Consider the following 23,695-nt stretch of genomic DNA (forward strand, 5'->3'; position numbering starts at 1 on the left):
TGTCGTCAAATGTCACGCCCACATCAGGAGTGACGCGAGCGTGACAGCTGCTTCGTAGGACTCGGCAGTCTTGTCGTACCGGGTGGCGATCCCGCGCCACTGCTTCAGGCGGTTGAAGCACCGTTCCACGACGTTGCGGTGCTTGTAGACCTCGCGGTCGAAGGCCGGCGGGCGGCCTCCGCGGCTGCCTCGCCGGGCCCGGTTGCGGGCCTGGTCGGCCCGTTCGGGAATCGTGTGGGCGATGCCCTTGCGACGGAGCCAGGCGCGGATCGCCTTCGAGCTGTAGCCCTTGTCGCCCAGGACGTGATCGGGCCGGACCCGGGGACGGCCGGGTCCGATCCGGGGCACGCGGATCGCTTCCATCACGGCGGTGAACCGGGTGCAGTCGTTGGTGTTTCCACCCGTGACCACGAATGCCAGGGGTCGGCCCCGCCCGTCACAGGCCAGGTGGATTTTGCTGGTCAGACCGCCTCTTGACCGGCCGAGGGCCGGGTCGCGGAGCCCCCTTTTCGGGCCCCGGCCGCGTGCTGGTGAGCGCGGACGATCGTCGAGTCGACGGACACCAGCCAGTCGACGTCGCCCGCCGCATCCGCTTTCGCCTGGGCGGCGCGGAGCATCCGGTCGAACGTCCCGTCCGCCGCCCACCTGCGGAAACGCGTATGCAGCGTGGCCCACGGGCCATAGCGCTCGGGCACGTCCCGCCAGGCCGTCCCGGTCCGGAACTTCCACACGATCCCGTTCAGGACCCTGCGATCGTCCAACCGCTTGCGTCCCCGCAACGACGCGGGCAGCAGCGGCCGGACGAACTCCCACTCGGCATCCGACAGTTCATGGCGACGTATCACGACACCATGATCCACCAGCGGTGATCATTTGAAGACACTGCCTAGGGCCTGGGCCGCCGTGGAGCTGGGTGTGGCCCGCCGGTCCGCACCACTCTCCGGGGGACATGACGGAGTCACCGCACTTGACCGGGCCACTGCTCGGGAGACCGAAGTACAGCAGAGCCCCGCCGATACCGCTCATGAGCAGAGGGCCCAAGAAATCCGACAGGCCCAGGCCGTCCTGGTTCATATGTGCGTCCCTTCCCCCGTCGCTCGCCGACCCTCTCAAGCTACCGGCCACGACGCCGGGGCAGAGAGGCTTTCGTCGATCCGTCGACAGCGGATACGGGGCCGGCGGCGGATGCCCCGGTTCCGGTTGCCCTGACCGCCTGAACCAGGGACGTCCCTACAACTCGGGTATCACGCAGGGCCGTTGCGTCATTCCCAGGGTGGAGACAAGTGCGGCCCGCTGACGGATCCGCAGACGCGGCCACTTCCTGAAGGGTCCTTCCTGTCCGAACACATGCGACCGGAAGGATCGATTACGTGCGCAGACGACGTCTCGCGCCGCTGTTGGCCGTGACTCTCACGGCCACGCTGGCTCCCGCGCTCGGCACCTCCACGGCCAACGCCGCCCCGGCCGCCGCCCCATCGGCCGCCGCCCCATCGGTCGCCTCCTCGTCCGCCGCCTCGCCCGCGGCCAGGAGCGGCACGCTGGCCCCGTACACGAAGCAGAAGCCGAAGTGGAAGCGGTGCGACGCCGACGCTCCGGCGGATTTCCAGTGCGCGACGATCAAGGTCCCGCTGGACTACCGGGCCCCCGGCGGCAAGCGGATCGACCTGGCGATATCCCGGATCAGGACCGCCGAGCCCGGCAAGCGCCACGGCGTGCTGCTCTCCAACCCCGGCGGTCCCGGAGGCGCGGGCACCTACATGCCGCTGGCGCTGCGGGAGGAGCTGCCGAAGTCCACCCTGCGGAAGTACGACCTCATCGGCTTCGACCCGCGCGGAGTGGGCGACAGCAGCCCGGTCACCTGCGGCCTGACACCGGACGAGGAGGAGTGGCTGCGCCCGTACAAGAAGGAGACGTACGCCGAGGACGTCGCCTGGGCGCGCAAGGTGGCGGACAAGTGCCGGGCGAAGGCGGGCGCCACGCTCCCGCACATCACCACGCGCAACACCGCCCGCGATCTGGACGTGCTCCGGGCGGTGCTCGGCGAGAGGAAGATCTCGTACCTCGGGTACTCGTACGGCACCTACCTGGGCGCCGTCTACACCCAGCTCTTCCCGGGCCGGGCCGACCGGTTCGTCCTCGACAGCGCGGTCGATCCAACTCTCGCCTGGCGGGGCATGGTCCAGTGGTGGGCGTGGGGCGCCGAGCCCGCCTTCGACCGGTGGACCGCCTGGGCCGCCGAGCGTTCGCAGACGTACGGCCTCGGTGACACGCCGAAGAAGGTCGACCGGACCTTCTGGGAGCTGGTCGCGCGGGCCGACGAGAAGCCGATCGACCTGGACGGGCTGCTGGTCACCGGTGACGACATCCGCAGCGGTATGCGAGGAGCGGTCTTCAGCCCGCTGACCGCGACCGAGGCGTTCGTGGAGCTGAAAAAGGCGGCGGACGGTCAGCCGGCCGCCGCGGGGAAGCTCACGGCGTTCACCGGGAACGCCGCGGCGGCGCGCAAGGCCGCCGAGGTGCCGGCGGACAACATGACGGCGAGCTTCTGGGCCGTGGTCTGCGGCGACAACTCGGCCGCCTGGCCGCGGAACCCCGAGCGCTACCGGCAGGACGCCATCGCCGACAAGGGCCGCTACCCGCTCTTCGGAGACTTCGCCTCCAGCATCAAGCCCTGTGCGTTCTGGAACAAGTCCGTGGAACCGGCGACGAAGGTGAACAACAAGGCCGGCTCCCTGATCGTCCAGAACGAATGGGACTCCCAGACCCCGCTGCCCAGCGCCCAGGCCCTGCACAAGGACCTGAAGCGCTCGAAGATGGTCACCGTCCTCGGCGGCGAGGGCCACGGCGTCTACCCGAGCGGCAACGCGTGCACGGACGGCACGGTCACCCGGTACCTGCTCACCGGGAAGCTGCCGGCGAAGGACGTGTTCTGCCGCGCGACCGCCGAGTCGAACGCGGAGGCCCGGCAGAACCAGCGCCGGGACGAGATCCCCGGCTCCCCGCTCCCGGAGCGCGCCCCGGACCGGTTCTGAGTCCGGTCGTACGGGACAGAGCCGTGTGACGCGGCGCAAGAGGGGCGGGACCCGCGAAACGAGGGTTCCGCCCCGTCGTCCGGATCGGGAGACGGCAGTCGTACGCCGTCGTCTCAGCGCACCCGGTCGCGCGGCCCCACCGCGTGCGCCTCGATCCCGGGCGCCGCCAGCAGCGCGGAGATCAGTTCCGGGGACCCGCCGACATAGGTGCTCACCAGGTCCACGTCCCCGCCGACGCACCACGCACGGTCCTCCGGCCACCACAGGTCGGGCAGCTCCGCGAACTCGTCCAGCTCCACCGGGGACACGACATCCGCCAACGGGCCGGAGAGCAGCACCTCTTCGCGCCCCGGCGTCAGGAAGGCGGGAAAGCGGTCGAAGTCCCACCGCCCGTACCCCTGCCACAGGCCGAACCAGCAGGTGTCAGCGGTGGCGGTGTGCCGGGCCAGTACGGGGATCAGGGCCTCGGCCACGTCCGGCGGGGTCGGGCCCTCGGCGATTTCCCCGTCCTCCGTCACCGGGTGGACGACGCGGGCGTAGGCGGCGAAGCCGGGGCCGGAGATCCCCGCCACCCGGCCGAAACCGCCCTCGGCCTCCGTCCGCCCGGTCAGCCACTGTGCCGGGCCGAGCCCGTCGGCGCGCACACGCAGCCGGCCGTAGAGGCCGGGTGCCGCGTCGCGGCCCGCCCGGAGGTAGTCGTCCATGGGTTGAGGCCCCCGCCCGTCGGATCGGGCCACCCGCTGCACGGCGGCCCTCTGGTCGGTCCTCATCGTAGGCGGTGTGCGTGGCCCTGACCTCGGTCGGCCTCGACGCCCCGTTCTCGCTGCGGGTGACCCTGGCTCAGGACTATCTGGCCAGTCGGGTCAGCATGGCCGACGGCATCACGCTGGGGCTGACGATCAGCTTCGGCGGCCTGTTCACTCCGCTCCAACTCCGCGCGCCCGCCGACCACATGACCGTACGACTACCGCATGGACCCGGCGCCTGAACAGCCGGTGCCAAGGACAAGGACACGGCTCCCACTCGATCGGGTGGATCTTGCTCCCGGTCCACGCGGCTCGGGCGGGAAGCGTGGCCACCGACGCGATCATTCGGCGGTGATCTCATCGATTCGGACGGCACACCGTCCCAACTCCCTGGTCCCGGCCGGGATCGGCGCACTCGCTCTCCTCACGCTGCTCCCCACCGTCCCGGCCGCCGCCGCACCCGCGCAGGACCCGGCCACCCGGACCACCGCGCAGGCACCGCACCGCCTCACCACCCCGGCCGAGCGCCGGACCGACGCCCGACTCGACGCCCTCCGGAGCGACCCGGCCCGGCTGAAGGCCTTCTTCGCCGCGCTGCCCAAGGGCGGCGACCTCCACAACCACCTGTCGGGCGCGGTCACCACCGAGTACCTCATCCAGCTCGCGGGCGAGAACGGGCTGTGCATCGACGCGACCGACACCGCCGTACGTCCGCCCTGCGGACCCGGTACGCGGCCGGCCGCCGACGCCCGTACGGATGCCGCGTTCCGCCAACGCATCGTCCGCGCCTGGTCGATGCAGGACTTCCCGGCCGATCAGTCCGGGCACGACCACTTCTTCGACACCTTCGGCAAGTTCGGCGAGGCGACGCGCGATCGCGGGAAGCTGCTCGCCGATGTCGCCAACACCGTGGTGGAACAGAACCAGTTCTATCTGGAGACCCTGGTCACCCCCGCCTCCGACAGCGCGCGGAAGCTCGCCGAGTCCGTCGGCTACGACGCCGACCTCGCCGCCTTCCACCGCAAGCTCGTCGCCGGCGGAAAGCTCGACAAGGTCGTCACCGAGGCCGTCCGCGAGGCCGACGCCGCCGACGCCCAGTTCCGGAAGGCCGCGCACTGCGACACCCGCCGCCCCGACCCCGGCTGCCGCCTCCCCGTACGGTGGATCTCCCAGGTCTCCCGGGGCAGTTCCAACGAGCGCGTGTTCACCCAGATGGCCGTCGGGCTGCGGCTCGCCGAGCGTGACCCCCGGTTCGTCGCGGTCAACCTCGTCCAGCCGGAGGACGGCGAGAGCGCGCTGCGCAACTACAGCCTCCAGATGCGGATGCTCCAGTACCTCCGCACCCAGTACCCGGACGTGCGGATCACCCTGCACGCCGGTGAGCTGACGCCCGGCCTGGTCAAGCCCGAGGACCTCACCTTCCACATCCGCGAGGCCGTCCTCGTCGCCGGAGCCGAGCGCATCGGCCACGGTGTCGACCTGGTCCACGAGGACGACTGGCGCGGACTCGCCCGGACCATGGCCCGGCGCGGCGTCGCCGTCGAGGTGCCGTTCAGCAGCAACAAGCAGATCCTCGGCGTGACCGGCGACGACCACCCGTTCAACGCCTACCGCCACTACGGCGTTCCCGTGGTCCTGGCCACCGACGACCCGGGCGTCTCGCGCATCGACATCAGCCACGAGTACCAGTACGCGCGGGAGACGTACGGCCTGAGCTACACCGAGCTGAAGGACCTGGCCCGGGCCTCGCTGGAGTACGCGTTCCTCGACGGCGACGGCCTCTGGGCCACCGGATCCGCCCGCTCCGGCTACCGCCCGGTGCGCGCCTGCGCCGGAGCCCGGCCCGGCATCCTCCCGCCCGCACCGGACTGCGTCCGCCACCTGGAGGGCAGCCCGAAGGCCGCGACCCAGTGGCGCCAGGAGGCGGCGTTCGCCGGATTCGAGCGGCGGTACGGCGGATCGCGCTGACGCGACACCGCCGCTGAAGCACGGGAGCGCGGGCCGCACGCCATGAACTGCGGCCCGCGCCCCCCACGGCTACGCTCGAAAAATGGCAGACAGCGGAGACCGGCCCGAGCCGCCCCCGGAGAGCCCCGAAGGCGCGGCGGACCCAGCGACCCACACACTGCTCGCCGCCGCGGTGGACGCATGGGCCGACGCGATCGTCGCGAACGACGCCGAGCGGATCGCCGCCTTCATGGCCGACGAATGGGTCATCGTCTCCGAGTCCGGCATCACGGACCGCGACACCTTCCTCGCCTACGTCACCTCCGGCGACCTCACCCACTCGGCGATGCGGGCCATCACCCCGCCGAGGATCCGCGTCCACGGGGACACCGCCGTGGTCACCGCACGGATCACCAACACCGCCCACTACGGCGGCGAACGCTTCGACGCCGACGAATGGACCACGGACGTCTTCGTCCGGCAGGACGGCCACTGGCGGTGCGTGCTGAGCCACATCACGCCCGCCGCCCCGCCCGAGGGTTCATGAGCCGCCTGGGCTACCCGGCGGCCGCCGCCGTCTTCGCCGTCGGCATGGCCGGCACTACCCTCCCCACCCCGCTGTACGGGCTCTACCGCGAGGAGCTCGGCTTCTCCGAGCTGATGGTGACGGTCGTCTTCGCCGTCTACGCGCTCGGTGTCATCGCCACGCTGCTCCTCGCCGGGAACATCTCCGACGAGGCCGGCCGGCGGCCCGTCCTCCTGGCCGCGCTCGGCTTCTCGGCGGCCAGCGCGCTCTGCTTCCTCTTCGAAGGCGGGCTGCCCGCGCTCTTCGCGGGCCGTCTGCTGTCGGGGTTCGCCGCCGGGCTGCTGAGCGGCGCCGCGACCGTCACGGTGATGGAACTCGCGCCACCGGGACGGGCGGCGAGAGCCGGTCTCGCCGCCACGGCCGCCAACATGGGCGGTCTCGGGTGCGGCCCGCTGCTGGCCGGGCTCCTCGCCGAGTACGCACCCTGGCCCCTGCGCCTCCCCTTCCTGGTGCACCTGGCGCTGCTCGCCGCGGCCGCCGTACTGACCTGGCTGCTGCCCGAGACCGTCACCTCCCGCGTACGACGGCCACGGCTGCGCCCGCGGGGGCTCGCCGTCCCGCCCCAGGTGCGCGGCGTGTTCGCCCCCTCGGCGCTGGCCGCCTTCGCCGGGTTCTCGCTGCTCGGCCTCTTCACCGCGGTCGCGCCGGCGTTCGTGGCCGAGACGCTCGACGTGCACAACCTGGCCCTGACCGGCCTCGTCGTCTTCACCGTCTTCCTCGCCTCGACGGCCGGGCAGGCGCTCATGGGCCGGGTGGGGGAGCGGCGGGCGCTACCGGGCGGGTGCTTCGTCCTGGTCGGCGGACTGGTGCTGGTGGCGGCCTCGTTGCTGCTCGCCTCGCTGCCTCTGCTCGTCGCCGGTGCGCTCTGCGGCGGTTTGGGGCAGGGGATGGCGTTCCGGGGCGCGGTGACGGCGATCAGCGCGGCGGCACCGGCCGAGCACCGGGCCGCGACGGTGTCCACGTTCTTCGTCGTCGCCTACCTGGGGATCTCGCTGCCGGTGGTCGGCGTCGGCGCCCTGACCCTCTGGATCGGACTCAGGGACGCCGGACTGACCTTCGCCGCGTGTGTGCTGGTCCTGGCCCTGGGTGTCGGCCTGCACCTGGCCCGGAGGTCCGCCGCCCGCGCGTGACGGACGCGGGAGCCGACACCGTGACGCCTCCTCACCCTTCGCTACGGGACCGCCAGAGCAGCCAGATGAAGTACGGCGCGCCGATCACCGCGGTCAGCAGCCCCACCGGGATCTGGGCCGGCGCGATGATCGTCCGGCCCACCGTGTCCGAGACGACCACCAGCAGCGCACCGAGCAGCGCGCTCACCGGGACGACCCGCACATGCCGCCTGCCCACCAGCGCCCGGGCCGCGTGCGGTGCGACCAGGCCGACGAAGCCGATCACGCCGACCGCCGCCACGGCCCCGGCGGTCAGGACGACGGCGATGGACAGCAGCCCCAGCCGGGTGGTGCCCAGGCGGAGGCCGAGCAGACGGGGTGTGTCGCCGTCCAGACCGATGAGGTCCAGGTCTCGACGCATCACCGCCAGCACCGGCAGCGCGGCCGCCAGCGCCACCAGGACCGGGATCAGCTCCGGGAACGTACGCCCGTACGTCGATCCACCGAGCCAGGCCAGCGCCTTCGTCGCGTTGTACGGGTCGGTGAGCACGATCAGCAGGGACACGAACGCGCCGCCGCCCGCCTGCACGCCGATACCAATCAGCACCAGCCGGTTCTGCTCCAGCCCACGCCGCGCGGCCAGACCGAACACCAGCGCGGCGGCGGCCGCCGCACCGGCCAGCGCGGAGCCGCCGATCAGCCAGAAACTCGCCAGCGGTACGACGGTGAGGACAGCGACCGCCCCGACCCCGGCACCGCTGACCACGCCGAGGACCCCCGGCTCCGCCAGCGGATTGCGCGACACCGCCTGGACGACCGCGCCCGCCACCGCGAGCGCCGCCCCGGCCAGCAGGGCGGCGGCGACCCGGGGCACGCGGGTGTCGAGAACGTACGTCGTGAACTGCCCGGACCTGCCCGCGAGCCAGTTGACCACATCACCCAGGAGCAGCGTGGCGTCGCCGAGGAGCGTCGCCGCCACCACCGCACCGAGCAGCCCCACGACCGTCACCACCAGCGTGACGACGAACGCGCGCCGGCTGCGCAGCCGCGCGAACGCCGTCGAGCCGGTGTCCGTGCCCATGTCCCGCGACCGGTAGGCGAGGAAGACCAGGACGAGCGCGCCGAAGCAGGTCGTGACGATCCCGGTGGGCACCTCGGCCCCCGCCTGGGCGCCGAACACCGCACGCAGCAGCACATCCGCGCCGAGCACCACGAGCACGCCCGCGAGCGCCGACGCCGGGATGAAGGCGTGGTGGCGGACCAGGACCGGAACCCACGTACTGAGCAGCCGGACCACGGCCGGTGCGCACAGCCCGACGAAGCCGATCGGCCCCGCCACCGTCACGGCGACCGCCGCGAGCAGCACGGCGAGGACCACGACGACGGAGCGGGTCAGCCGGGGACTGACGCCCACGACAGCGGCGCCGTCGTCCCCGAGGGCGAGGATGTCCAGCCGCCGGCCCATCACCATCAGCCCGGCGAACGCCACCAGCGCGACGGGCGCGAGCCGGTCGATCGACTGCATGCCGATCTGCGCGAGCGAGCCGTTGCCCCAGGCGAAGAGACCGGTCGTCTGCTGGGAGCGCAGCAGCAGGAGCATCCCGCTCAGCCCGGAGAGCGCGAGGGTGAGCGCCGAGCCCGCCAGCACCAGCCGGATCGGACCGGCGCCCGCCCGTGACAGACCGAGGACGACGCCCGCAGCGAGCAGCCCGCCGAGGAACGCCGTACCGCCCGCCGGGAGCGCGGGCAGCGTGATGCCGAACGCGGCGACGGCGACGACCGCGAGGTACGCGCCCGCGTTGACGGCGAGGGTGTCGGGCGAGGCCAGCATGTTGCGCGACACCGACTGGAGGGCCGCGCCCGCCGCGCCGAGCGCGCAGCCGACGAGGAGCCCCGCCGCGAGCCGGGGCAGCCGGGAGTCCAGGACCACGGCAGCGCTCTGCTCGCCGGCGCTCCGGTCGGAGGCCGGGCCGGTGAGCAGCTGCCAGAGCGTGTGCAGGTCGACGGCGGCCGTGCCCTGGCTCACGTGGACGACCGCGAGGGCGCCGAGCGCCAGGAGCGCGGCGAGCGCGAGGAGGAACAGGCGGCCGCGGCGGGCCGGGCGGCCGGGCGCGGCCGAGGAGGGTGGATCGGCCGGACCGGCCGCGCCCGCCACCGTGTCGACGGCGGCGGGCGGGGCGGGAGTGGTGCGGGTGCTCATCGTCAGGCGGTCAGCGCGCCGACGAGCGCGTCGATGTAGTCGCGCATGGACGCGGTCCCGCCGAACATCCAGATGCCGTCGGGCAGCCGGTGGGCCTGGTCGTTCTTCACGAACGGCAGCGACTTCCACACCGCGTTGTCCTTGAGTCCGTCCTTGAACGGGTCGCCGCCGTCGGCGTCGTTGGCGATGTACGCGAACCGCGCGTCGCCGATCTTCGTCAGCCCCTCGACGTCGGTGGCCGCGAGCCCGTAGGCCTTGTCGCCCTTGAGCTTCCACGGGTCGACCAGGCCGAGCTCGGTGTTCACGTCGGAGAGCAGCGAGCCCTTGACGTACGGCCGCACCGAGACCTGGTTGCCCTCCTTCCAGCCGTCGGCGAAGGCCACTTCCTTGCCGCCGAGACCGGCCGCCGAAAGCTTCTTCTTGCCGTCCTCGACCGCCTTGCGGAAGGAGGCGATCTCGCTCTTCGCCTTCTCCTCGGTGCCGGTGGCCTCGGCGATGAGGTTGACGTTGTCGACCATCTGGTCGATCTGCCGGCTCGCGTCGGCCGAGCGCACCACGACGACCGGCGCGGCCTTGGAGAGCTGCGCGATGGCGGAGTCGGAGAGGTCGGTGGTGGCGACGATCAGGTCGGGCTTGAGACCGGCGACGGTGGCGACGCTGGGCTCGCCACGGGTGCCTATGTCCTTCACGCCCTTGGTGAGCGGCGCGGAGGTGTCGTACGCCGTGTAGCCCTTGACGTCGGCCACGCCGACCGGCTGTACGCCGAGCGTCACGAGCGTCTCGACGACGTTCCACTCGGTGCCGACGACCCGCTTGGCCGGACCGTCGAGCGTGACCTTCTTGCCGCGGGAGTCGGTGACCGTCACCGAGTTCTCCTTGGCGGACTCCTCCTTCGGCGCCTCGGTGGTGCCGCAGCCGGCGAGAGCGAGCGCGGCCGTGGCGGCGAGAGCGGGCCAGGCCAGGTACTGGTTCTTCTTCATGAGGGTGTTCAGGGCCTTTCGGTACGGAGGTGGTGGCGGCCCACCGCGCGGGTGCGCGGGATGCCGGTGGAGGGGTCCGGTTCGACGTCGATCCGGATGCCGTAGGTCTGGGTCAGCCGCTCGGAGTCGTAGACCTCCGCGGGGGTACCGGAGGCGGCGATCCGCCCCGACGAGAGCAGGACGACCTGGTCCGCCACGGCGGCGGCCTGGTCCAGGTCGTGCAGGACGACCCCGACGGTCACGCCGTGGGTGTCGGCGAGGTCGCGTACGAGGTCGAGGATCTCCACCTGGTAGCGCAGGTCGAGATAGGTCGTCGGTTCGTCGAGCAGCAGGACGTCGGTGTCCTGCGCCAGGCAGCAGGCGAACCAGACGCGCTGGAGCTGACCGCCGGAGAGGCTCTCGACACCGCGGTCGGCGAAGTCGGTGAGGTTGGTGACGGCGAGCGCGTGGTCGATCGACCGGGTGCCGTCGGGGTCGCCGCCGCGCAGCCGGCCACGGTAAGGGTGGCGGCCGAACCCCACCACGTCCCGCACGCTCAGCCCCGCCGGGGCGTTGCGGCTCTGGGCGAGCAGCGTGATGCGGCGGGCGAAGTCGTTACGCGACAGGGCGAGGGCGTCGACCGGTTCGGCGTCGTCCGGTGCGGCCACCGTCACGGTGCCGGTACGCGCCTTGTGCAGCCGGGCGACGGCGCGCAGCAGGGTGGACTTCCCGCTGCCGTTGGGCCCGATCAGGGCGGTGACCCGACCGCGAGGCAGCCGCAGATCGGCCCCGTGGACGACATCGGCGCGGTCGTACGCGACGGTCATGTCGCGGGCGTCGAGGCCGATGCGGCCGGCGGAGCCTATGAGGCTGTCGGAGCCCGCGGCGGGTCCGGGCGCGGTGCGCCGGTGCGGCGGGCTGTCTTCACGGTCGTGGGCAGGAGCGATCACGACGGTGAGGGTAGCCTAACCTTAATTTCGCGCCACACCCGGTATACGGACGGCTGGATTTCGGCGGTCGCGAGAGGTCGCCGTCGGCTGCTCCCGGGTCCGGGTGGACGGGACCGCGAGCGTCCGAATGGGCCTGGAAGGCGTTGGTTTCCAGTCGAAGCGGCTCCCGGAGGTTTCCCGCCGCTTTCACATCACCGCAGGTCAAACGGTCGTTTTCCGTTGAACCGTCGACGGCTGTCCATATGCTGGACGCGCTCCACGGGCCGTGTGAGCTGCCCGAACGACCATCCGGTCGGCTCGAACGAACATCTGCGGCCGGAAGCGGGCTGTCGATGTGCGCCTACTTTCCGCATACGCAAGACTCCTGACCGCAATCAGCACCCGAGCGAGGAGTTTTCACTCATGCGACACAACCGTCACGCGATCTTTGCAACTGTCGCCGCTAGCGCCCTGGTCCTCGGCGGCCTCGCCGCCACCTCCGCCCACGCGGCACCGGCAAAGGCGGAGAGCCTCTACGCGCCCTCCGCACTCGTCCTGACCGTGGCCCAGGGCGAGGACCCGCTCACCGCGACGGTCCAGCGGGCGGTCACCCTCAGCTGCGCCCCGACCGCCGGGGGCACCCACCCGGCCCCGGAAGCCGCGTGCGCCGAACTGGACGCGGTCGGCGGCCAGTTCACCGCGCTGGCCCGGACCTCGTCCGACCGCATGTGTACCCGGCAGTGGAACCCCGTGACGATCACCGCCCACGGCGTGTGGCACGGCAAGCGCGTCACGTTCTCGACCACGTACGGCAACGCCTGCGAGCTGGCCGGCAGCATGAACGACAGCGCCGTCTACTCCTTCTGAGCCGCCGGTTCGGCACCCTCGGGAGCATCCTGCGTCACCCGGGTCCCCGGGTGACGCAGCGCGAACAGGAACGCGACGGCCAGGACGATCGCCATCCCGTAGAACACCCACTGGTTGGCCTGGGCGAAGTCCATCCGGATCGCCTGCATCGAGTCCTTCACCACATCGACCACCGGACCGCTCCCGGAAGGCCCGCGGGTGTCGGCCTGACCGGTCACCGCCTGCGCGACCGACTCCGCCGCATCGCCCGCCGCACCCTCCGGCACACCCTTGCCGACCAGCGTGCCCTCCACGTTGGTGATCGTCCGGTGCGTCAACACCGTGCCGAACACGGCGAGTCCGATGCTCGCCGCGAAGTTCCGCACGGTCTGGGTGATCCCGGTGACCTCCCCGTACGAAGCACCGATCGCCCGGTTCGCCGCGTCGGTCGAGGCCGGCGCCAGCAGCAGCCCGATGCCCGCACCGGCCATGGCCGCGTACAGCCACTGGTCGTGCATCGAGAGCGTCGTCAACTTCTGCGCCCACAGGAAGAATCCGACCGCGCCGAGCGCGGTGCCCAGCTTCAGCGCCGGACGGGCACCGCGCTTGTCCAGGATCCGGCCGCCCCACTGGGAGGCGATGCCGAAGCCGATGAAGAAGTAGAGGAGGTAGAGCGCCGCCTGGTTCGGTGAGGCGCTGAGCGAGACCTGCGCGTACACGGAGGCGAAGAAGAAGACCGGGACGAACGCCATCATCGAGAAGAACAGCACCGCGTTGTCGATCTGGAACGCCCGGTCCCGGAACACCTGCAGCTTGATGAGGGGGAACCGCGCCCGCAGTTCGAACCAGCAGAAGAACGCCAGCACCAGCAGCCCGACCACGATGCACGCCCACGTGACGACGGAGCTCCAGCCCCAGGTGGACGCCTGCTGCAGACCCAGCACGGTCAGCCCCATCCCGACCGCGACCAGCGCGGCGCCGGGCAGATCCAGCGGCTCGCGCCGCGCCCGGTCCGGGATACGCGCCAGCAGCGTCAGCACGATGGCGATGACGGCGACGGGGACGTTGACCCAGAAGATCGCGCGCCATGTCCACGAGGTCAGCCAGCCGCCGAGCAGCGGCCCGACCGCGGTCAGCGCCCCGGAGAGCCCGAAGAACAGCGCCAGCGCCCGCCCGCGCCGCTCCACCGGGAAGACCGCGATGACCACGGCCAGCGCGGCCGGGAACATCAGAGCCGCGCCGATGCCCTGCACGGCACGGAACCCGATCAGCCAGGCCTGCGCGAAGTCCCCGGCCGGCACCGCACCGCACATCGCGGAGGAGATGACGAACACCAGGGTGCCGATCAGCATCACGCGGCGGTGCCCGTAGATGTCGGACAGCCGCCCGCCCAGCGCGAAGAACGCCGCCAGGGTGAGCAGATAGGCGTTGACCACCCACTGCATCTGCGTGGAGGTGAGGCCCAGTTCATGGATGATGTCCGGCGCGGCGATGGCGACGATCGTCTGGTCGATGAACGTCATCGACACGGCGAACAGCATGGCCGCGAGTGCCAAACTCTGATTCGGGGTTCCGGCCCGGCGGCCGGTGGCCGCCGGGCCTGACGACGCCGACTCCGGGCCGTCCCCCTTGGAGGTGTCTGTGCCCATACGTTCATGGTGCTCGGCCTGCCACGGTGCTGCATCCTGAGCGCCCCGCGCCCCTGCTCCGACCGGGGCGACGGCGGGCTACCTGCCGGAACCGGCGTACGGCAGCAGCGCCATCTCGCGGGCGTTCTTGATGGCCGCGGCGAGCTGCCGCTGCTGCTTGGCGCTGACCCGGCTCACCCTGCGGCTGCGGATCTTTCCGCGGTCGGAGATGAACTTCCGCAGCAGATCGGTGTCCTTGTAGTCGATGAACGTGATGCCGGCCGCGTCCAGCGGGTTCGGGCGGGCCTTGAGGGGCTTACGGGGGTCCTGCTTGCGTGCCATGGGGTTCCTTGGAGAGGTAGTTGGAGGTACGGGGACGGCTTCCCGGTTCACACCGGGTCGAGGAGCGCGTCGAAGGCGGCGGGCAGGCTCTTCCACGCCTCCCGCCCCGCCCGGTACTCCTCGTCGCTGAGCAGGCACGACTCCAGCAGCCCGGTCAGCCCGTCACGGTCGAGGCCGGGGGAGACGAAGACCAGGTGCTGGCAGCGGTCGCCGTGCTCGGGGTGCCAGTCCAGCGCGGCGGCGGCCCGCCGGTAGGGCTCCACCATGGACCAGGCCGCGTCCGGGAGGGAGGCGAGCCAGGGACCGGTGTTCTCCACACAGAGCGCGCCGCCCGCCGCGTCCCAGGAGAGCAGCGTGTCGGGCCGGTCCGCGAGCCAGAACCGGCCCCGGCTGCGGGCCGCCACGCAGCACAGGTCCTCCAGCGCGTCGTAGAGGCGCTCGGGGTGGAAGGGGCGGTGGCGCCGCCAGACGAGCGTGGAGACACCGGCCTCGTCCGCCTCCTGCGGCAGCAGCGCACAGGCCGGATGCTGGCCTGCGGCCGCCGCCGCCACATCGAACCCGGCGACGGCGATCTCCGCCAACTCGGGTGCATCAGCAGCAATCTGACGTGCCATCGGGTTCATCTGACGGATCAGGGCACGGTCCTCGTCGTCGGCCGCCGGGTTGTCGGCCAGGGCGAGCACGGGAGCGTACTCCACCTGCCGGGCCCAGGTGTCGCCGATGGTCCGCCGGTCGGCGGGTGCCGCCGCGAGTCCGGCCTCCGCCAGATCGTCGCCGTTGGTCAGGCACGGCAGGACGAGGGCCGGGTCGATGGCGGTGATCACATTGGTGACCTCGAAACTGTCGGCGCCGTGGACCGCGACGACCTCGGCCATCGACTTCGGCTCGACGGAGTCCCAGAGCTCCAGGACGGCCAGCCGGGTCAGCCCGCCGTCCGCCAGCCGTTGCAGCTCGGGGACCAGGTCCTCGCGCAGCGCGCAGCACGCGCAGTCGTTGACCAGGGGCGTCTCACCGTCGGACAAGAGGCCGGCGGCATCGCGCAGAGTGCGGCGTACCGTGCCGCCGGTCGCCGTGGACAGGTCGTGGTGGAGCGCGACGCTGTACGGAACCTTCGCGAGCAGGCCCTCCACCACCTCGCGGCGGGCCTCGGAGTGCAGCCCGCAGACGATGACGACGGGCAGTTTCCGCCGCTCCTGTGCCGTCACCGGGCCTCACCGCGACCGTAGCGGCGCTCGAAGCGCTCGACGCGGCCCGCGGTGTCCAGGACGCGGGCGGTGCCGGTGTAGAAGGGGTGGCTCGCGGAGGAGATCTCCACGTCGACGACCGGGTAGGTGCGGCCGTCCTCCCACTCGACGGTCTTGTCACTGGTCAGCGTGGAGCGGGTGAGGAAGGCGAAGTCGGCGGCCTTGTCGCGGAAGACGACGGGGCCGTAGGCGGGGTGGATTCCGGGCTTCATGAAGGGGTCCTAGCGGTCGGGGTTGCTGCGGGGAGGGCCGGAGGGGGGGAGAGCCCTCAACGCTCCTCACGGAAGTCGACATGCCGACGAGCGACCGGGTCGTACTTGCGCAGCACCATGCGGTCGGGGTCGTTCCGGCGGTTCTTACGGGTGACATAGGTGTAGCCGGTCCCCGCGGTGGAGCGGAGCTTGATGACCGGGCGTACGTCGTTGCGAGCCATGGGCGCTACTATATGGCAATGGTTTCCATTTTCAATAATGGACGCATCGATGAGAGGCAGGTAACGCCCGTGTCCGCCCACTGCCAACTGACCGGCTCGCAGCCGGGATTCGGCAACGCCATTTCCCACTCCCACCGCCGTACGTCACGCCGGTTCGACCCGAACGTCCAGCGCAAGCGGTACTGGCTTCCCGGCGAGGGGCGCCATGTGCGGCTGACCCTCAGCGCGCGGGCGATCAAGACGATCGACGTGATCGGGATCGAAGCCGCGGTCGCGCGCATCCGCGCACGGGGAGGGAAGGTCTGATGGCGAAGAAGAGCAAGATCGCGCAGAACGAGAAGCGCAAGGCGATCGTCGAGCGGTACGCGGCCCGCCGGGCCGAGCTGAAGGAGGTCATCCGTCGCCCCGGAACCCCGGCGGCCGAACGTGCTGCGGCCCTGGCGGAGTTGAGGCGCCAGCCGCGTGACGCCAGTGCCACGCGCGTGCGCAACCGCGACAGTGTCGACGGCCGGCCCCGGGGGTATCTGCGCACCTTCGGCCTCTCCCGGGTCCGGATGCGCGAACAGGCACACGCCGGATTCCTGCCCGGAGTGACCAAGTCCTCCTGGTGACACGGGTCTGAGCGCGCGAAGGGCGGGTGGTGGCGCGGCGATCGAGCCGCGCCACCACCCGCCCTTCCGTGTGTCCCGCGGGCTCAGCCCTCCGGTCGCAGCAGGCCCCGCTCGTACGCCTTCACCAGCCGCTGCGGCACCTGGTGAACCGTGCCGTCGATCGTCACCGCGACCAGCTGGGGCGTCGTGGCCTTCCACTGGGCGCGGCGGTGGCGGGTGTTGCTGCGGGACATCTTCCGCTTCGGAACTGCCATGGGTCTCTCCTGGGGGTGGTGGGGGCCGGTCGGTGGCGTCGACCGTATACGGAAATGGAAGTCGTTTCCAAATGGTGATCCGTGGAGCAAACAGTGATCCGTGGAGTGGCCGGTCACCGCCCAACCGGGTCGGCGTGCGCGCCGTCGCCAGGTGTGATCAGCGCCAGATGGCCGCCGTCGTCGAGCGGGGTGGGCAGGGTGAGGGTGGTGACCTGCTCCGCCCGGTCGGCGTCGAAGACATGCACCTCGCCGTGGCCGCCCCGGCTGACCGCGACCAGCCCGGCACCGGGGGAGGCGGCGATCGCCCGCCGCTGGACACCGTCCCACGGCGTGCCGCCACGCCGGGGCGCACCGGCCATCGCGGGCAGCGGGAGACGGGCGGTGATGTGCGGCCGGGCTTCGGAGGCGGTCGGTGCGGCGAGCAGGATCAGCTCGTCGCCGTCCGGGTGGACCCGGGAGTACGCGATGTGCCGAGCCGTCACGGCGAGCCGGAACACCAGCCCGGGCCCCAGCTCCAGCCGCCCCGTGACGCCGGTGTCGAGCCCGTGCCACCAGGCGTCGTTGGTCCACTCCGGCCACTGCCCCGGCGCGGAGGGCCCGCCGCGTACGCAGGACCAGAGGGTGCGCCGTACGGGGTCCAGTCGCAGGTAGTAGCCCCGCCCTCCGGTCCGTCCGTCGGCGGCCCAGGGGAGGGGCGGCTCCGGCGTGAGCGCCTCGCCGTCGTGCCGGACGCGGTGCACGCCCGAGCCCGCCGCCGCGAACACCCGCCCGGTGAGCGGGTCGTAGGCGTCCCCGTGCCCGTCGTCGTCGGGCAGTCCGATGCGCCGGACGGGCTCCAGCGGCGGGCAGGAAGGGGGTGCGGCCATCAGGTCGCGGTGCCGGTGGACCAGGAGTTCGCCGGGCTCCCGGTGGCGCAGCACCACGAGCGGCGACGGCCCGCCGAGGACCGTCACGCCCGGCTCGCCGGTGCGCCCTCGTACGCGTACGGCGACGGCTCCGTCCGGCGCGTCGAGGTCGACGGCCGTCAGCAGCCCGGTCCAGGCCTCCTCGTTGCGCCCGAGGCCGGTGGTCACCGCGAGGCGCCGGCCGTCCGGCGAGGCCGCCAGGTGCTCGGCGGGCACGGCGACCGGTATGCGGCGCCGGACCAGCGGCCGGCCGGTGCCCGGGCCGTACGGATCGAGGACCAGCAGCTCGCCCGCCCGGTCGTCCACGCAGGCGACCAGGTCGTCCGGGAGGGCGAGGAAGCCGGCGTGCTCGGCGAGGTGCCGGTGGTTCAGTGCCGCCCGCTCGTCGCCGTCCGGGAGGTCCAACAAGCTGATGCGTCCGGCGACTTGGTCGGCGACCAGGAGGCGGGGTGGCAGATGGGGAGGGTGGGGCATGGCGGAGCTCCTGAGGGCGGTCGATGGGGCGGGCGGTCCGGCGGGAGGCCTTGGCCCGCTTTATTGGAAATGATAATCATGTGTAAGGTTCCGCTCTGTGGTGGGGATGGCTCCCGGGGCCCCGCCGTCGCACCTGCCTCCTTCCCGGGGCCGTACAGAATCTGAGGGACGAGCCGATGCCACGCACCGCACTGAGAGTCCGCCGCTGGGCCGCGATCGCCGTACTGGGAGGGCTGCTGGCCGGCTGCGGCACGACGGGCGGCGAATCCGGGACCGCCGCCGAACCCGCTGCCGGGGCCGGGTCCCGTACGAGCACCGAGGTGCGGCCCATCGAAGCCGCCACCGAGATCACCGACGCCAAGGGCGTCACGGTCTCCCTCAAGAAGCCCCCGCAGAAGATCGTCTGCCTGGTCGCCCTCTGCGACGACATCCTGGTCGAGCTGGGCATGGTCCCCACCGCCACCAACTCGGCGGTGCTCGCGCACCCGGAGTTCCTGGGCAAGGAGAAGGCAGCCAAGGTCCCCGTCGTGCCTGGCGGCTTCCTCAGCCCCGAGGTCGAGGCGATCCTGTCCCACCGGCCCGACCTGGTGATCGGCCTGGAGGACACCCACGGCAAGCTCGCGCCCGCGCTGAAGGGCGCCACCACGTTCTGGCCGGTACAGCCCGGCTCCTGGCAGGACAGCGTCGGCTACCTGCGCGACCTGGCCGCGCTCACCGGCCGTACGGAGGAGGGCGAGAAGGCCGAGAAGACGTTCCGTGAGCGGCTGGCCAAGGCCGAGGAGGCCAGGAGCGACAAGACGTCGCTGATCATCTTCGGCAGCGACGAGAACTTCGGCGTGGCCACCCCGGAGACCGACGTAGCCGCCGGACTCTTCCCGAAGATCTCCCACTACCCCTGGAAGAGCAGGGGAGTTGACGGCTCCTACAGCCTGGAGGAGATCCTCGCCCGGGACGTCGACGTCCTCTTCGTGGAGACGCTCTCCTTCGGCGCGCCGGACGGCAAGCTCTCCGACAAACTCGCCGAGAACCCGCTCTGGTCCCGGATCCCGGCGGTGAAGAACGGCAAGGTCATCGAGGTCGACTCCGAGGTCTGGGCCAAGGGCCGCGGCACCCGGTCCCTGGGCGTCGTCCTCGGCGAGGCGACGGCCGCACTGCGGTGAGAGGGCGCGTGATCAGCGGCCGCACCGCGGTGAAGGGGCACGGCACTGCGTCCGGACGGCTGGCCGCGGCGCCGGTCTGTCTGACGGTGGCGGCCGTGGTCGGCGCGGTGTGCGCGCTCAGCCTCGGTACGCCGTACGTCCCGCCGCCCCGGCTCCTCGCCACCCTCGGGTCCGACGGCCTCGCCGGCGTCGTCGTCACCGAACTGCGCCTGCCTCGTCTGGTGTTGGCCCTGGTCGCCGGTGCCTGCCTGGGCGCCGCGGGCCTCGTCCTCCAGGAGGCGCTACGCAATCCGCTCGCCGTCCCGGAGATGCTCGGCGTCTCCTCCGGGGCCGCGCTGGGGGTGGCGGCCCCTCTCGTGCTCGCCCTCTCCGTACCGCTCGGCCTCCAGCCCTTCCTGGCGCTGGCCGGGGCCGCGTTCGGCGGGCTGCTCACGCTGGTGGCCGCCGGATTCGGGCGCAGCCCGTCGTCCGTGCTGCTGACCGGGGCCGCCGTCGCCGCCGCGCTCCAGGCCGGACTGCTGGTGCTCATGGTCATGGCCGACCAGCTCGACCTCCAGCTCATCTACCGCTACCTGCTGGGCAGTCTGTCCGCCCGCACCTGGGACGACGTCACCGGTCTGCTGCCCTGGCTCGCCGTGGCGGTGCCCGCGCTCGTGCTCTGCGTGCCGGTGCTCGGCGTGCTGCGGCTCGGCGACGACGACGCCCGCGCCCTCGGCGTACGCGTCGAACGCGCCCGGGTCGCCGCGCTGGCCATCGCCGTCGTCCTGATCGCCCCGGTCGTGGCGGTCTGCGGACCGGTCGCCTGGGTCGGCTTCCTCGCACCCCACCTCGCCCGACGGCTCAAGCCGGACGGCGGGGCGGCCGCCTGGCTCGTCCGGTCCGCGCTGTGCGGGGCGGTCGTGGTGCTCTGCGCGGACCAGCCCGCGCGGCTGGCGCTCGCGCCGGTCGAGACGCCCGTCGGCGCGTGGACGGCCCTGGTCGGTGTGCCGGTCGGGGTGGTGCTGCTGAAGCGGGGGCGGCGGGCGGCTCGCCGGCAGGACCTGGTGCCCGTGCCCGGCGTGCCCGATGTGTCTGTGCAGGGCGGGGAGTCCGTACCTCTGCTGCGGAAGGCGGAGCGATGAGCGTGTCGGAAGCGGTACGGGGAACGGCCCGGCGGTCGTGGCGTTCAGCCGGCCTCCGGATGGGTGCCCTGGCGGTGATCGTGGCGGCCGTCGCCTGCGCGGACCTGTTCGCGGGGCGAGGGGTCACGGGCGAAGGAGTGCGGGCCGTACTCCTCGGCGGGGCCGACGATCCGATGGCCGAACACATCGTCCTCCAACTCCGTCTGCCCCGGCTGCTGGTGGCCCTGGTCGCCGGGGCGAGTCTGGGTGTCGCCGGGCTCGTCCTCCAGTCGGCCCTGCGCAATCCGCTGGCCGGACCCGAGGTCACCGGCGTCACGCCCGGTGCGGTCCTCGGCGCGGTCGCCGCCACCGGTCTCGGCCTGGCCGGCTGGGACTCGCCGGCGGCGGTCGTGGTGGCGGCCTGTCTCGGCGGCTTCGCGGGCGCGGGACTGCTGTGGCTGCTCGCCGGACGGGAGAAGGGCGACCCCGAGCAGACCGCCGTCTACGGCGTGCTGGTGTCGGCGGTCCTCGCCGGCCTCACCGCCGTCGTCCTCCTGGTGGCCCCGGGCGAACTCGGCAGCGTGGTCCAGTGGTTGATCGGCTCCACCGAAGGCCGGGTCTGGCCGCACTGGCATCTGCTGTGGCCGTGGGCGGCGGTGTGGGGCGCGGCCGCGTGGCTGCTCTCCGCGCCGCTGACCCTGCTGCGCTGCGGCGACGAGCAGGCGTCCGCCGCCGGTCTGGACGCCGGGCGGGGCCGGGCGGCCGCGCTCGTGTGTGCGGTGGCTCTGACGGCGGGGGCCGTCTCGGCCGTGGGGGCGCTCGGGTTCGTGGGGCTGCTGGTGCCGCATCTGGCGCTGGCCGTCTTCGGGGCCGACCTGCGCATCGCCCTGCCCGGCGCCGCGCTGCTCGGCGCGGTGGTGGTGTGTGGAGCGGACGCGGCGGCCCAACTGCTGTCCCGGCTGCTGGTGGTGGCGCTCGACGCGGACCGGCTGACCCTGCCGGTCGGCGCGCTGACCACCTTTGTCGGGGCCGGGCTGCTGCTGGTCGTGGCGCGGCGACGGACGGACGAACGATGACGGGGAGAGAGGGAGAGGCGGACATGGCAGCACGGACGAGGGCTCTCACGGCGGACACGGAGAACGCCGACGGAACCAACGGCGACGCGACGAACGGCATGGCGGATCCACCCGACGTGGTCCGGGCGGAACGGCTCAGCTTCGGCTATCCCGGGCGCGAGGTGCTCCGCGGGATCGACCTGAGCATCGGCGCGGGCGAACTCGTCGCGCTCATCGGCCTGAACGGCTGCGGCAAGAGCACCTTCCTCAAGCTCGCCGCCGGCCTGCTCACCCCGAGCGAGGGCCGGGTCCTGCTCGACGGGGACGACGCGGCACGCCTGCCCCGACGGGCCGCCGCCCGCCGGGTGGCGCTGCTCCACCAGTCGGCACCGGCCGTACCTGCGCTGACCGTACGGCAGTTGGTCCGCCAGGGCCGTTACGCCACCCGGGGCCCGCTCGGGATGCTGCGGGACGGCGACGACGCGGTGGCCGCCCGGGCCCTCGCCGATGTCGGCGTCACCGGCTGGGCGGACCGGCCGGTGGACGCGCTGTCGGGCGGCGAGCGCCAACGGGTGCGCCTGGCCATGGCGTTGGCCCAGGACGCCCCGCTCCTCTTCCTGGACGAGCCCACCACCTATCTCGATCTGCGGCACCAACTGGAGGTGCTCCAGACCGTCGTACGGCTGCGCACCGAACGGCGGCTCACCGTTGTGATGGTCCTGCACGACCTCAACCACGCCGCGCGGTTCGCCGACCGGATCGTCGCGCTGCGCGAGGGACGTATCGCCGCCGACGGCCCTCCCGGAGAGGTGGTCACGGAGGAACTGCTGGCCGAAGTGCTCGGCGTGCAGGGGCGGGTGGGGACGGATGCCGAGGGCGGCTGGCCCGTCTGTTACCCAGATCACCCTCTCGACCCGCTCCAGCTATTGCGAAATGAAAACCATATTCATTAGTGTCTGTGGTGCGGCAAGGAACAGCGTCGCAACCAACCAACCGATCCGAATGGAGGCTTCAACTCATGGAGCACAACAAGGTGTTCAGCCCGATCGCCGACCAGGGCCAGCTCGCCCACCTCTCCGCCACCCACTCGAACGCCCTCGTCGAGAACCCCTTCGACGACGCCGTCGAGGCCGACACCGCGGACGAGAAGTAAGCGGCACCTGCCGCTGAGGCAGGCTCCCGCTCCTCGCGTGGCGGGCCCGTCCGGGCGAACTCCCGGACGGGCCCGTCCCGTTCGCACCACCCGCTGACCCCTCGTACCACCACGTCCTCCGGAGGCCCCCGTGAACCGCAGTCGACTCGCTCCCGGCGCCGGGATCGTCACCGTCCCCGGTGGCCGGCCCGTACTCCGCACCTCTGAGGGGGAGTTCCTGCGCATCGACACGGGGAACGTCGACCCGGAGGAGCTGGTCGACCGGCTGACGGCGGGGGAGCGGCGGACGTCATCGGAGGAACTCGACGGTCTGGTCTCGGCGTTCGAGCAGGCGGGACACGCGGCGGCCGAGCCCTGCCGTCCGCCGCTCACCGGACGGACCGTCCACCTCCTGGGCGACCCCGTCCTCACCGAACCGCTCTCCCGGTTCGCCGCGGCGGAAGGGGCCGAGGTCCACTCCGCCACCGCCGACGACGTGGCCGGACTCGCGGGGGAACGGGACGCCGCCGTGGTCTGGTGCCTCGACTCACCCGTCCCGACCGGCCTCTGGGACACCGCCGACCGGCTGCCCGACAGGCACACCGCCTGGCTCCGCTGCCACCGCGAAGGCGCCCACGCCTGGATCGAACCCCTCGCCTCCGCCCCCGGCGACGTCACCTCCGCCCACGTACGCCTGCGCAGACTCGCGGCGACGGCCGCCCACGGCGAACTCGCCGCCTACTGGGCCGGCCACCGCACCCCCGACACCGGACCGCACCCCACCGAGCCGTCCGCCGCCCTGATCGCCGCACTGCTCACCGCCGACCTGATCGCCTGGGCGACCGGCGGGTCGAACCGAGGCCCCGGCCTCCCGGCCGGCCGCCGACTGCGCCGGATCGACCTGCGCCACCTCACGGTCACCGAACACCCCGTTCTCCCCGTACCGGAGGCCGCCCCGCTGCCCACCCCCACCACGCGGACCGCCCCGTGAACACGGCGCCGC

The 23,695-nt window shown here is 72.4% G+C and carries 26 protein-coding genes; 14 read left to right on the top strand and 12 right to left on the bottom strand.

The features are described from left to right. Positions 1-12: 12 nt before the first annotated feature. Positions 13-842, bottom strand: a protein-coding gene (locus tag ACQP09_RS32160) for an IS5 family transposase (protein WP_433406508.1) whose coding sequence is annotated in 2 segments (ribosomal slippage) — positions 13-498 and positions 501-842 — 828 coding nt in all. Because the reading frame shifts where the segments join, the coding sequence is not laid out codon by codon here. Between the two features lie 528 nt (positions 843-1,370). On the opposite strand from ACQP09_RS32160, the gene ACQP09_RS32165 reads away from it, so the two are divergent. Next, entirely contained in the window at positions 1,371-3,032 is a 1,662-nt protein-coding gene (locus ACQP09_RS32165) for an alpha/beta hydrolase (RefSeq protein ID WP_433406079.1), read from the top strand. 113 nt (positions 3,033-3,145) lie between these two features. Here ACQP09_RS32165 and ACQP09_RS32170 read toward each other — a convergent pair whose 3' ends face one another. After that, positions 3,146-3,736 carry a hypothetical protein gene (locus tag ACQP09_RS32170; protein ID WP_433406081.1) on the bottom strand — a complete coding sequence of 197 codons (591 nt, stop codon included), beginning with the start codon at positions 3,734-3,736 and terminating at the stop codon, positions 3,146-3,148. Positions 3,737-3,816: 80 nt separating this feature from the next. Here ACQP09_RS32170 and ACQP09_RS32175 point away from each other — a divergent pair, with 80 nt between their 5' ends. From ACQP09_RS32175 to ACQP09_RS32190, 4 genes are all read left to right on the top strand, one after another. Beyond that, positions 3,817-4,020, top strand: coding sequence for a hypothetical protein (locus ACQP09_RS32175; protein ID WP_433406083.1), 204 nt, complete (start codon positions 3,817-3,819; stop codon positions 4,018-4,020). 109 nt (positions 4,021-4,129) lie between these two features. Continuing rightward, on the top strand, positions 4,130-5,746 hold the full coding sequence (locus ACQP09_RS32180) for an adenosine deaminase family protein (RefSeq protein ID WP_433406085.1): 1,617 nt from the start codon (positions 4,130-4,132) through the stop codon (positions 5,744-5,746). An 82-nt stretch (positions 5,747-5,828) separates the two neighbouring features. After that, positions 5,829-6,272, top strand: coding sequence for a nuclear transport factor 2 family protein (locus tag ACQP09_RS32185; RefSeq protein ID WP_433406087.1), 444 nt, complete (start codon positions 5,829-5,831; stop codon positions 6,270-6,272). After that, the gene (locus tag ACQP09_RS32190; protein WP_433406089.1) at positions 6,269-7,441 is read left to right on the top strand and encodes an MFS transporter; all 1,173 of its coding nucleotides are present in this window, start codon (positions 6,269-6,271) and stop codon (positions 7,439-7,441) included. The genes ACQP09_RS32185 and ACQP09_RS32190 overlap by 4 nt, the downstream gene beginning before the upstream one ends. A 31-nt stretch (positions 7,442-7,472) precedes the next feature. Here ACQP09_RS32190 and ACQP09_RS32195 read toward each other — a convergent pair whose 3' ends face one another. From ACQP09_RS32195 to ACQP09_RS32205, 3 genes are read right to left on the bottom strand one after another with little or no spacing between them, the layout of a single operon-like run. Further along, complete coding sequence (locus tag ACQP09_RS32195) at positions 7,473-9,620, bottom strand: iron ABC transporter permease (protein WP_433406091.1); 2,148 nt, start codon at positions 9,618-9,620, stop codon at positions 7,473-7,475. Between the two features lie 2 nt (positions 9,621-9,622). Continuing rightward, positions 9,623-10,600: an iron-siderophore ABC transporter substrate-binding protein gene (locus tag ACQP09_RS32200; RefSeq protein ID WP_433406093.1), complete on the bottom strand. Its 978-nt coding sequence runs from the start codon at positions 10,598-10,600 to the stop codon at positions 9,623-9,625. 8 nt (positions 10,601-10,608) lie between these two features. Further along, positions 10,609-11,529, bottom strand: coding sequence for an ABC transporter ATP-binding protein (locus ACQP09_RS32205; RefSeq protein ID WP_433406095.1), 921 nt, complete (start codon positions 11,527-11,529; stop codon positions 10,609-10,611). Between the two features lie 402 nt (positions 11,530-11,931). Between ACQP09_RS32205 and ACQP09_RS32210 the strand changes: the two genes are divergently transcribed. Beyond that, positions 11,932-12,375 (top strand): subtilase-type protease inhibitor, encoded by a 444-nt coding sequence (locus tag ACQP09_RS32210; protein WP_432152830.1) that lies wholly within the window; start codon positions 11,932-11,934, stop codon positions 12,373-12,375. Here the strand turns inward: ACQP09_RS32210 and ACQP09_RS32215 are convergent. From ACQP09_RS32215 to rpmG, 5 genes are all read right to left on the bottom strand, one after another. Beyond that, complete coding sequence (locus ACQP09_RS32215) at positions 12,363-14,003, bottom strand: MFS transporter (RefSeq protein WP_433406097.1); 1,641 nt, start codon at positions 14,001-14,003, stop codon at positions 12,363-12,365. The genes ACQP09_RS32210 and ACQP09_RS32215 overlap by 13 nt on opposite strands. Before the next feature lie 78 nt (positions 14,004-14,081). After that, on the bottom strand, positions 14,082-14,324 hold the full coding sequence (gene rpsR, locus ACQP09_RS32220; RefSeq protein ID WP_433406099.1) for a 30S ribosomal protein S18: 243 nt from the start codon (positions 14,322-14,324) through the stop codon (positions 14,082-14,084). A gap of 47 nt (positions 14,325-14,371) precedes the next feature. Then, positions 14,372-15,529, bottom strand: a complete 1,158-nt coding sequence (locus ACQP09_RS32225; protein ID WP_433406101.1) for a CobW family GTP-binding protein — start codon at positions 15,527-15,529, stop codon at positions 14,372-14,374. Further along, positions 15,526-15,780 carry a type B 50S ribosomal protein L31 gene (locus ACQP09_RS32230; RefSeq protein ID WP_109162294.1) on the bottom strand — a complete coding sequence of 85 codons (255 nt, stop codon included), beginning with the start codon at positions 15,778-15,780 and terminating at the stop codon, positions 15,526-15,528. Before ACQP09_RS32230 ends, ACQP09_RS32225 begins: the two co-directional genes overlap by 4 nt. A 56-nt stretch (positions 15,781-15,836) precedes the next feature. Next, complete coding sequence (gene rpmG / locus ACQP09_RS32235) at positions 15,837-16,001, bottom strand: 50S ribosomal protein L33 (RefSeq protein ID WP_018487565.1); 165 nt, start codon at positions 15,999-16,001, stop codon at positions 15,837-15,839. A 69-nt stretch (positions 16,002-16,070) separates the two neighbouring features. Between rpmG and rpmB the strand changes: the two genes are divergently transcribed. Beyond that, positions 16,071-16,307, top strand: coding sequence for a 50S ribosomal protein L28 (rpmB, locus tag ACQP09_RS32240; RefSeq protein WP_015612995.1), 237 nt, complete (start codon positions 16,071-16,073; stop codon positions 16,305-16,307). Then, positions 16,307-16,612, top strand: a complete 306-nt coding sequence (gene rpsN / locus ACQP09_RS32245) for a 30S ribosomal protein S14 (RefSeq protein ID WP_404063197.1) — start codon at positions 16,307-16,309, stop codon at positions 16,610-16,612. Before rpmB ends, rpsN begins: the two co-directional genes overlap by 1 nt. An 83-nt stretch (positions 16,613-16,695) precedes the next feature. Here the strand turns inward: rpsN and rpmF are convergent, their stop codons facing one another. Beyond that, positions 16,696-16,866 (bottom strand): 50S ribosomal protein L32, encoded by a 171-nt coding sequence (rpmF, locus tag ACQP09_RS32250; RefSeq protein WP_030584444.1) that lies wholly within the window; start codon positions 16,864-16,866, stop codon positions 16,696-16,698. A gap of 113 nt (positions 16,867-16,979) precedes the next feature. Then, a complete protein-coding gene (locus tag ACQP09_RS32255; protein WP_433406105.1) occupies positions 16,980-18,245 on the bottom strand; it encodes a hypothetical protein in 1,266 nt (421 codons plus the stop codon). A 176-nt stretch (positions 18,246-18,421) separates the two neighbouring features. Here ACQP09_RS32255 and ACQP09_RS32260 point away from each other — a divergent pair, with 176 nt between their 5' ends. The 6 genes from ACQP09_RS32260 (at position 18,422) to ACQP09_RS32285 (ending at position 23,683) form a co-directional block, all read left to right on the top strand. Continuing rightward, positions 18,422-19,405: an ABC transporter substrate-binding protein gene (locus tag ACQP09_RS32260; protein WP_433406107.1), complete on the top strand. Its 984-nt coding sequence runs from the start codon at positions 18,422-18,424 to the stop codon at positions 19,403-19,405. An 8-nt stretch (positions 19,406-19,413) separates the two neighbouring features. Further along, positions 19,414-20,526 carry a FecCD family ABC transporter permease gene (locus ACQP09_RS32265; RefSeq protein ID WP_433406110.1) on the top strand — a complete coding sequence of 371 codons (1,113 nt, stop codon included), beginning with the start codon at positions 19,414-19,416 and terminating at the stop codon, positions 20,524-20,526. A 59-nt stretch (positions 20,527-20,585) separates the two neighbouring features. Next, complete coding sequence (locus tag ACQP09_RS32270; protein WP_433406834.1) at positions 20,586-21,581, top strand: FecCD family ABC transporter permease; 996 nt, start codon at positions 20,586-20,588, stop codon at positions 21,579-21,581. 98 nt (positions 21,582-21,679) lie between these two features. Beyond that, entirely contained in the window at positions 21,680-22,513 is an 834-nt protein-coding gene (locus tag ACQP09_RS32275) for an ABC transporter ATP-binding protein (RefSeq protein WP_433406835.1), read from the top strand. Positions 22,514-22,578: 65 nt separating this feature from the next. Then, on the top strand, positions 22,579-22,713 hold the full coding sequence (gene amiA / locus ACQP09_RS32280) for a streptamidine family RiPP (RefSeq protein WP_015613003.1): 135 nt from the start codon (positions 22,579-22,581) through the stop codon (positions 22,711-22,713). Positions 22,714-22,843: 130 nt separating this feature from the next. Beyond that, positions 22,844-23,683 (top strand): hypothetical protein, encoded by an 840-nt coding sequence (locus ACQP09_RS32285; RefSeq protein WP_433406112.1) that lies wholly within the window; start codon positions 22,844-22,846, stop codon positions 23,681-23,683. Positions 23,684-23,695 lie beyond the last annotated feature (12 nt).

The organism is Streptomyces sp. CA-146814 (assembly GCF_050942385.1).
GTDB lineage: Bacteria > Actinomycetota > Actinomycetes > Streptomycetales > Streptomycetaceae > Streptomyces.

Bases quoted from the DNA above. Each gene is read 5' to 3' on its own strand.
- ACQP09_RS32170 (WP_433406081.1), bottom strand. From the start codon at position 3,736: ATGGACGACTACCTCCGGGCGGGCCGCGACGCGGCACCCGGCCTCTAC.
- ACQP09_RS32185 (WP_433406087.1), top strand. From the start codon at position 5,829: ATGGCAGACAGCGGAGACCGGCCCGAGCCGCCCCCGGAGAGCCCCGAA.
- ACQP09_RS32190 (WP_433406089.1), top strand. From the start codon at position 6,269: ATGAGCCGCCTGGGCTACCCGGCGGCCGCCGCCGTCTTCGCCGTCGGC.
- ACQP09_RS32195 (WP_433406091.1), bottom strand. From the start codon at position 9,620: ATGAGCACCCGCACCACTCCCGCCCCGCCCGCCGCCGTCGACACGGTG.
- ACQP09_RS32200 (WP_433406093.1), bottom strand. From the start codon at position 10,600: ATGAAGAAGAACCAGTACCTGGCCTGGCCCGCTCTCGCCGCCACGGCC.
- ACQP09_RS32210 (WP_432152830.1), top strand. From the start codon at position 11,932: ATGCGACACAACCGTCACGCGATCTTTGCAACTGTCGCCGCTAGCGCC.
- ACQP09_RS32215 (WP_433406097.1), bottom strand. From the start codon at position 14,003: ATGGGCACAGACACCTCCAAGGGGGACGGCCCGGAGTCGGCGTCGTCA.
- rpsR (WP_433406099.1), bottom strand. From the start codon at position 14,324: ATGGCACGCAAGCAGGACCCCCGTAAGCCCCTCAAGGCCCGCCCGAAC.
- ACQP09_RS32230 (WP_109162294.1), bottom strand. From the start codon at position 15,780: ATGAAGCCCGGAATCCACCCCGCCTACGGCCCCGTCGTCTTCCGCGAC.
- rpmG (WP_018487565.1), bottom strand. From the start codon at position 16,001: ATGGCTCGCAACGACGTACGCCCGGTCATCAAGCTCCGCTCCACCGCG.
- rpsN (WP_404063197.1), top strand. From the start codon at position 16,307: ATGGCGAAGAAGAGCAAGATCGCGCAGAACGAGAAGCGCAAGGCGATC.
- rpmF (WP_030584444.1), bottom strand. From the start codon at position 16,866: ATGGCAGTTCCGAAGCGGAAGATGTCCCGCAGCAACACCCGCCACCGC.
- ACQP09_RS32255 (WP_433406105.1), bottom strand. From the start codon at position 18,245: ATGCCCCACCCTCCCCATCTGCCACCCCGCCTCCTGGTCGCCGACCAA.
- ACQP09_RS32260 (WP_433406107.1), top strand. From the start codon at position 18,422: ATGCCACGCACCGCACTGAGAGTCCGCCGCTGGGCCGCGATCGCCGTA.
- ACQP09_RS32270 (WP_433406834.1), top strand. From the start codon at position 20,586: ATGGGTGCCCTGGCGGTGATCGTGGCGGCCGTCGCCTGCGCGGACCTG.
- ACQP09_RS32275 (WP_433406835.1), top strand. From the start codon at position 21,680: ATGGCGGATCCACCCGACGTGGTCCGGGCGGAACGGCTCAGCTTCGGC.
- amiA (WP_015613003.1), top strand. From the start codon at position 22,579: ATGGAGCACAACAAGGTGTTCAGCCCGATCGCCGACCAGGGCCAGCTC.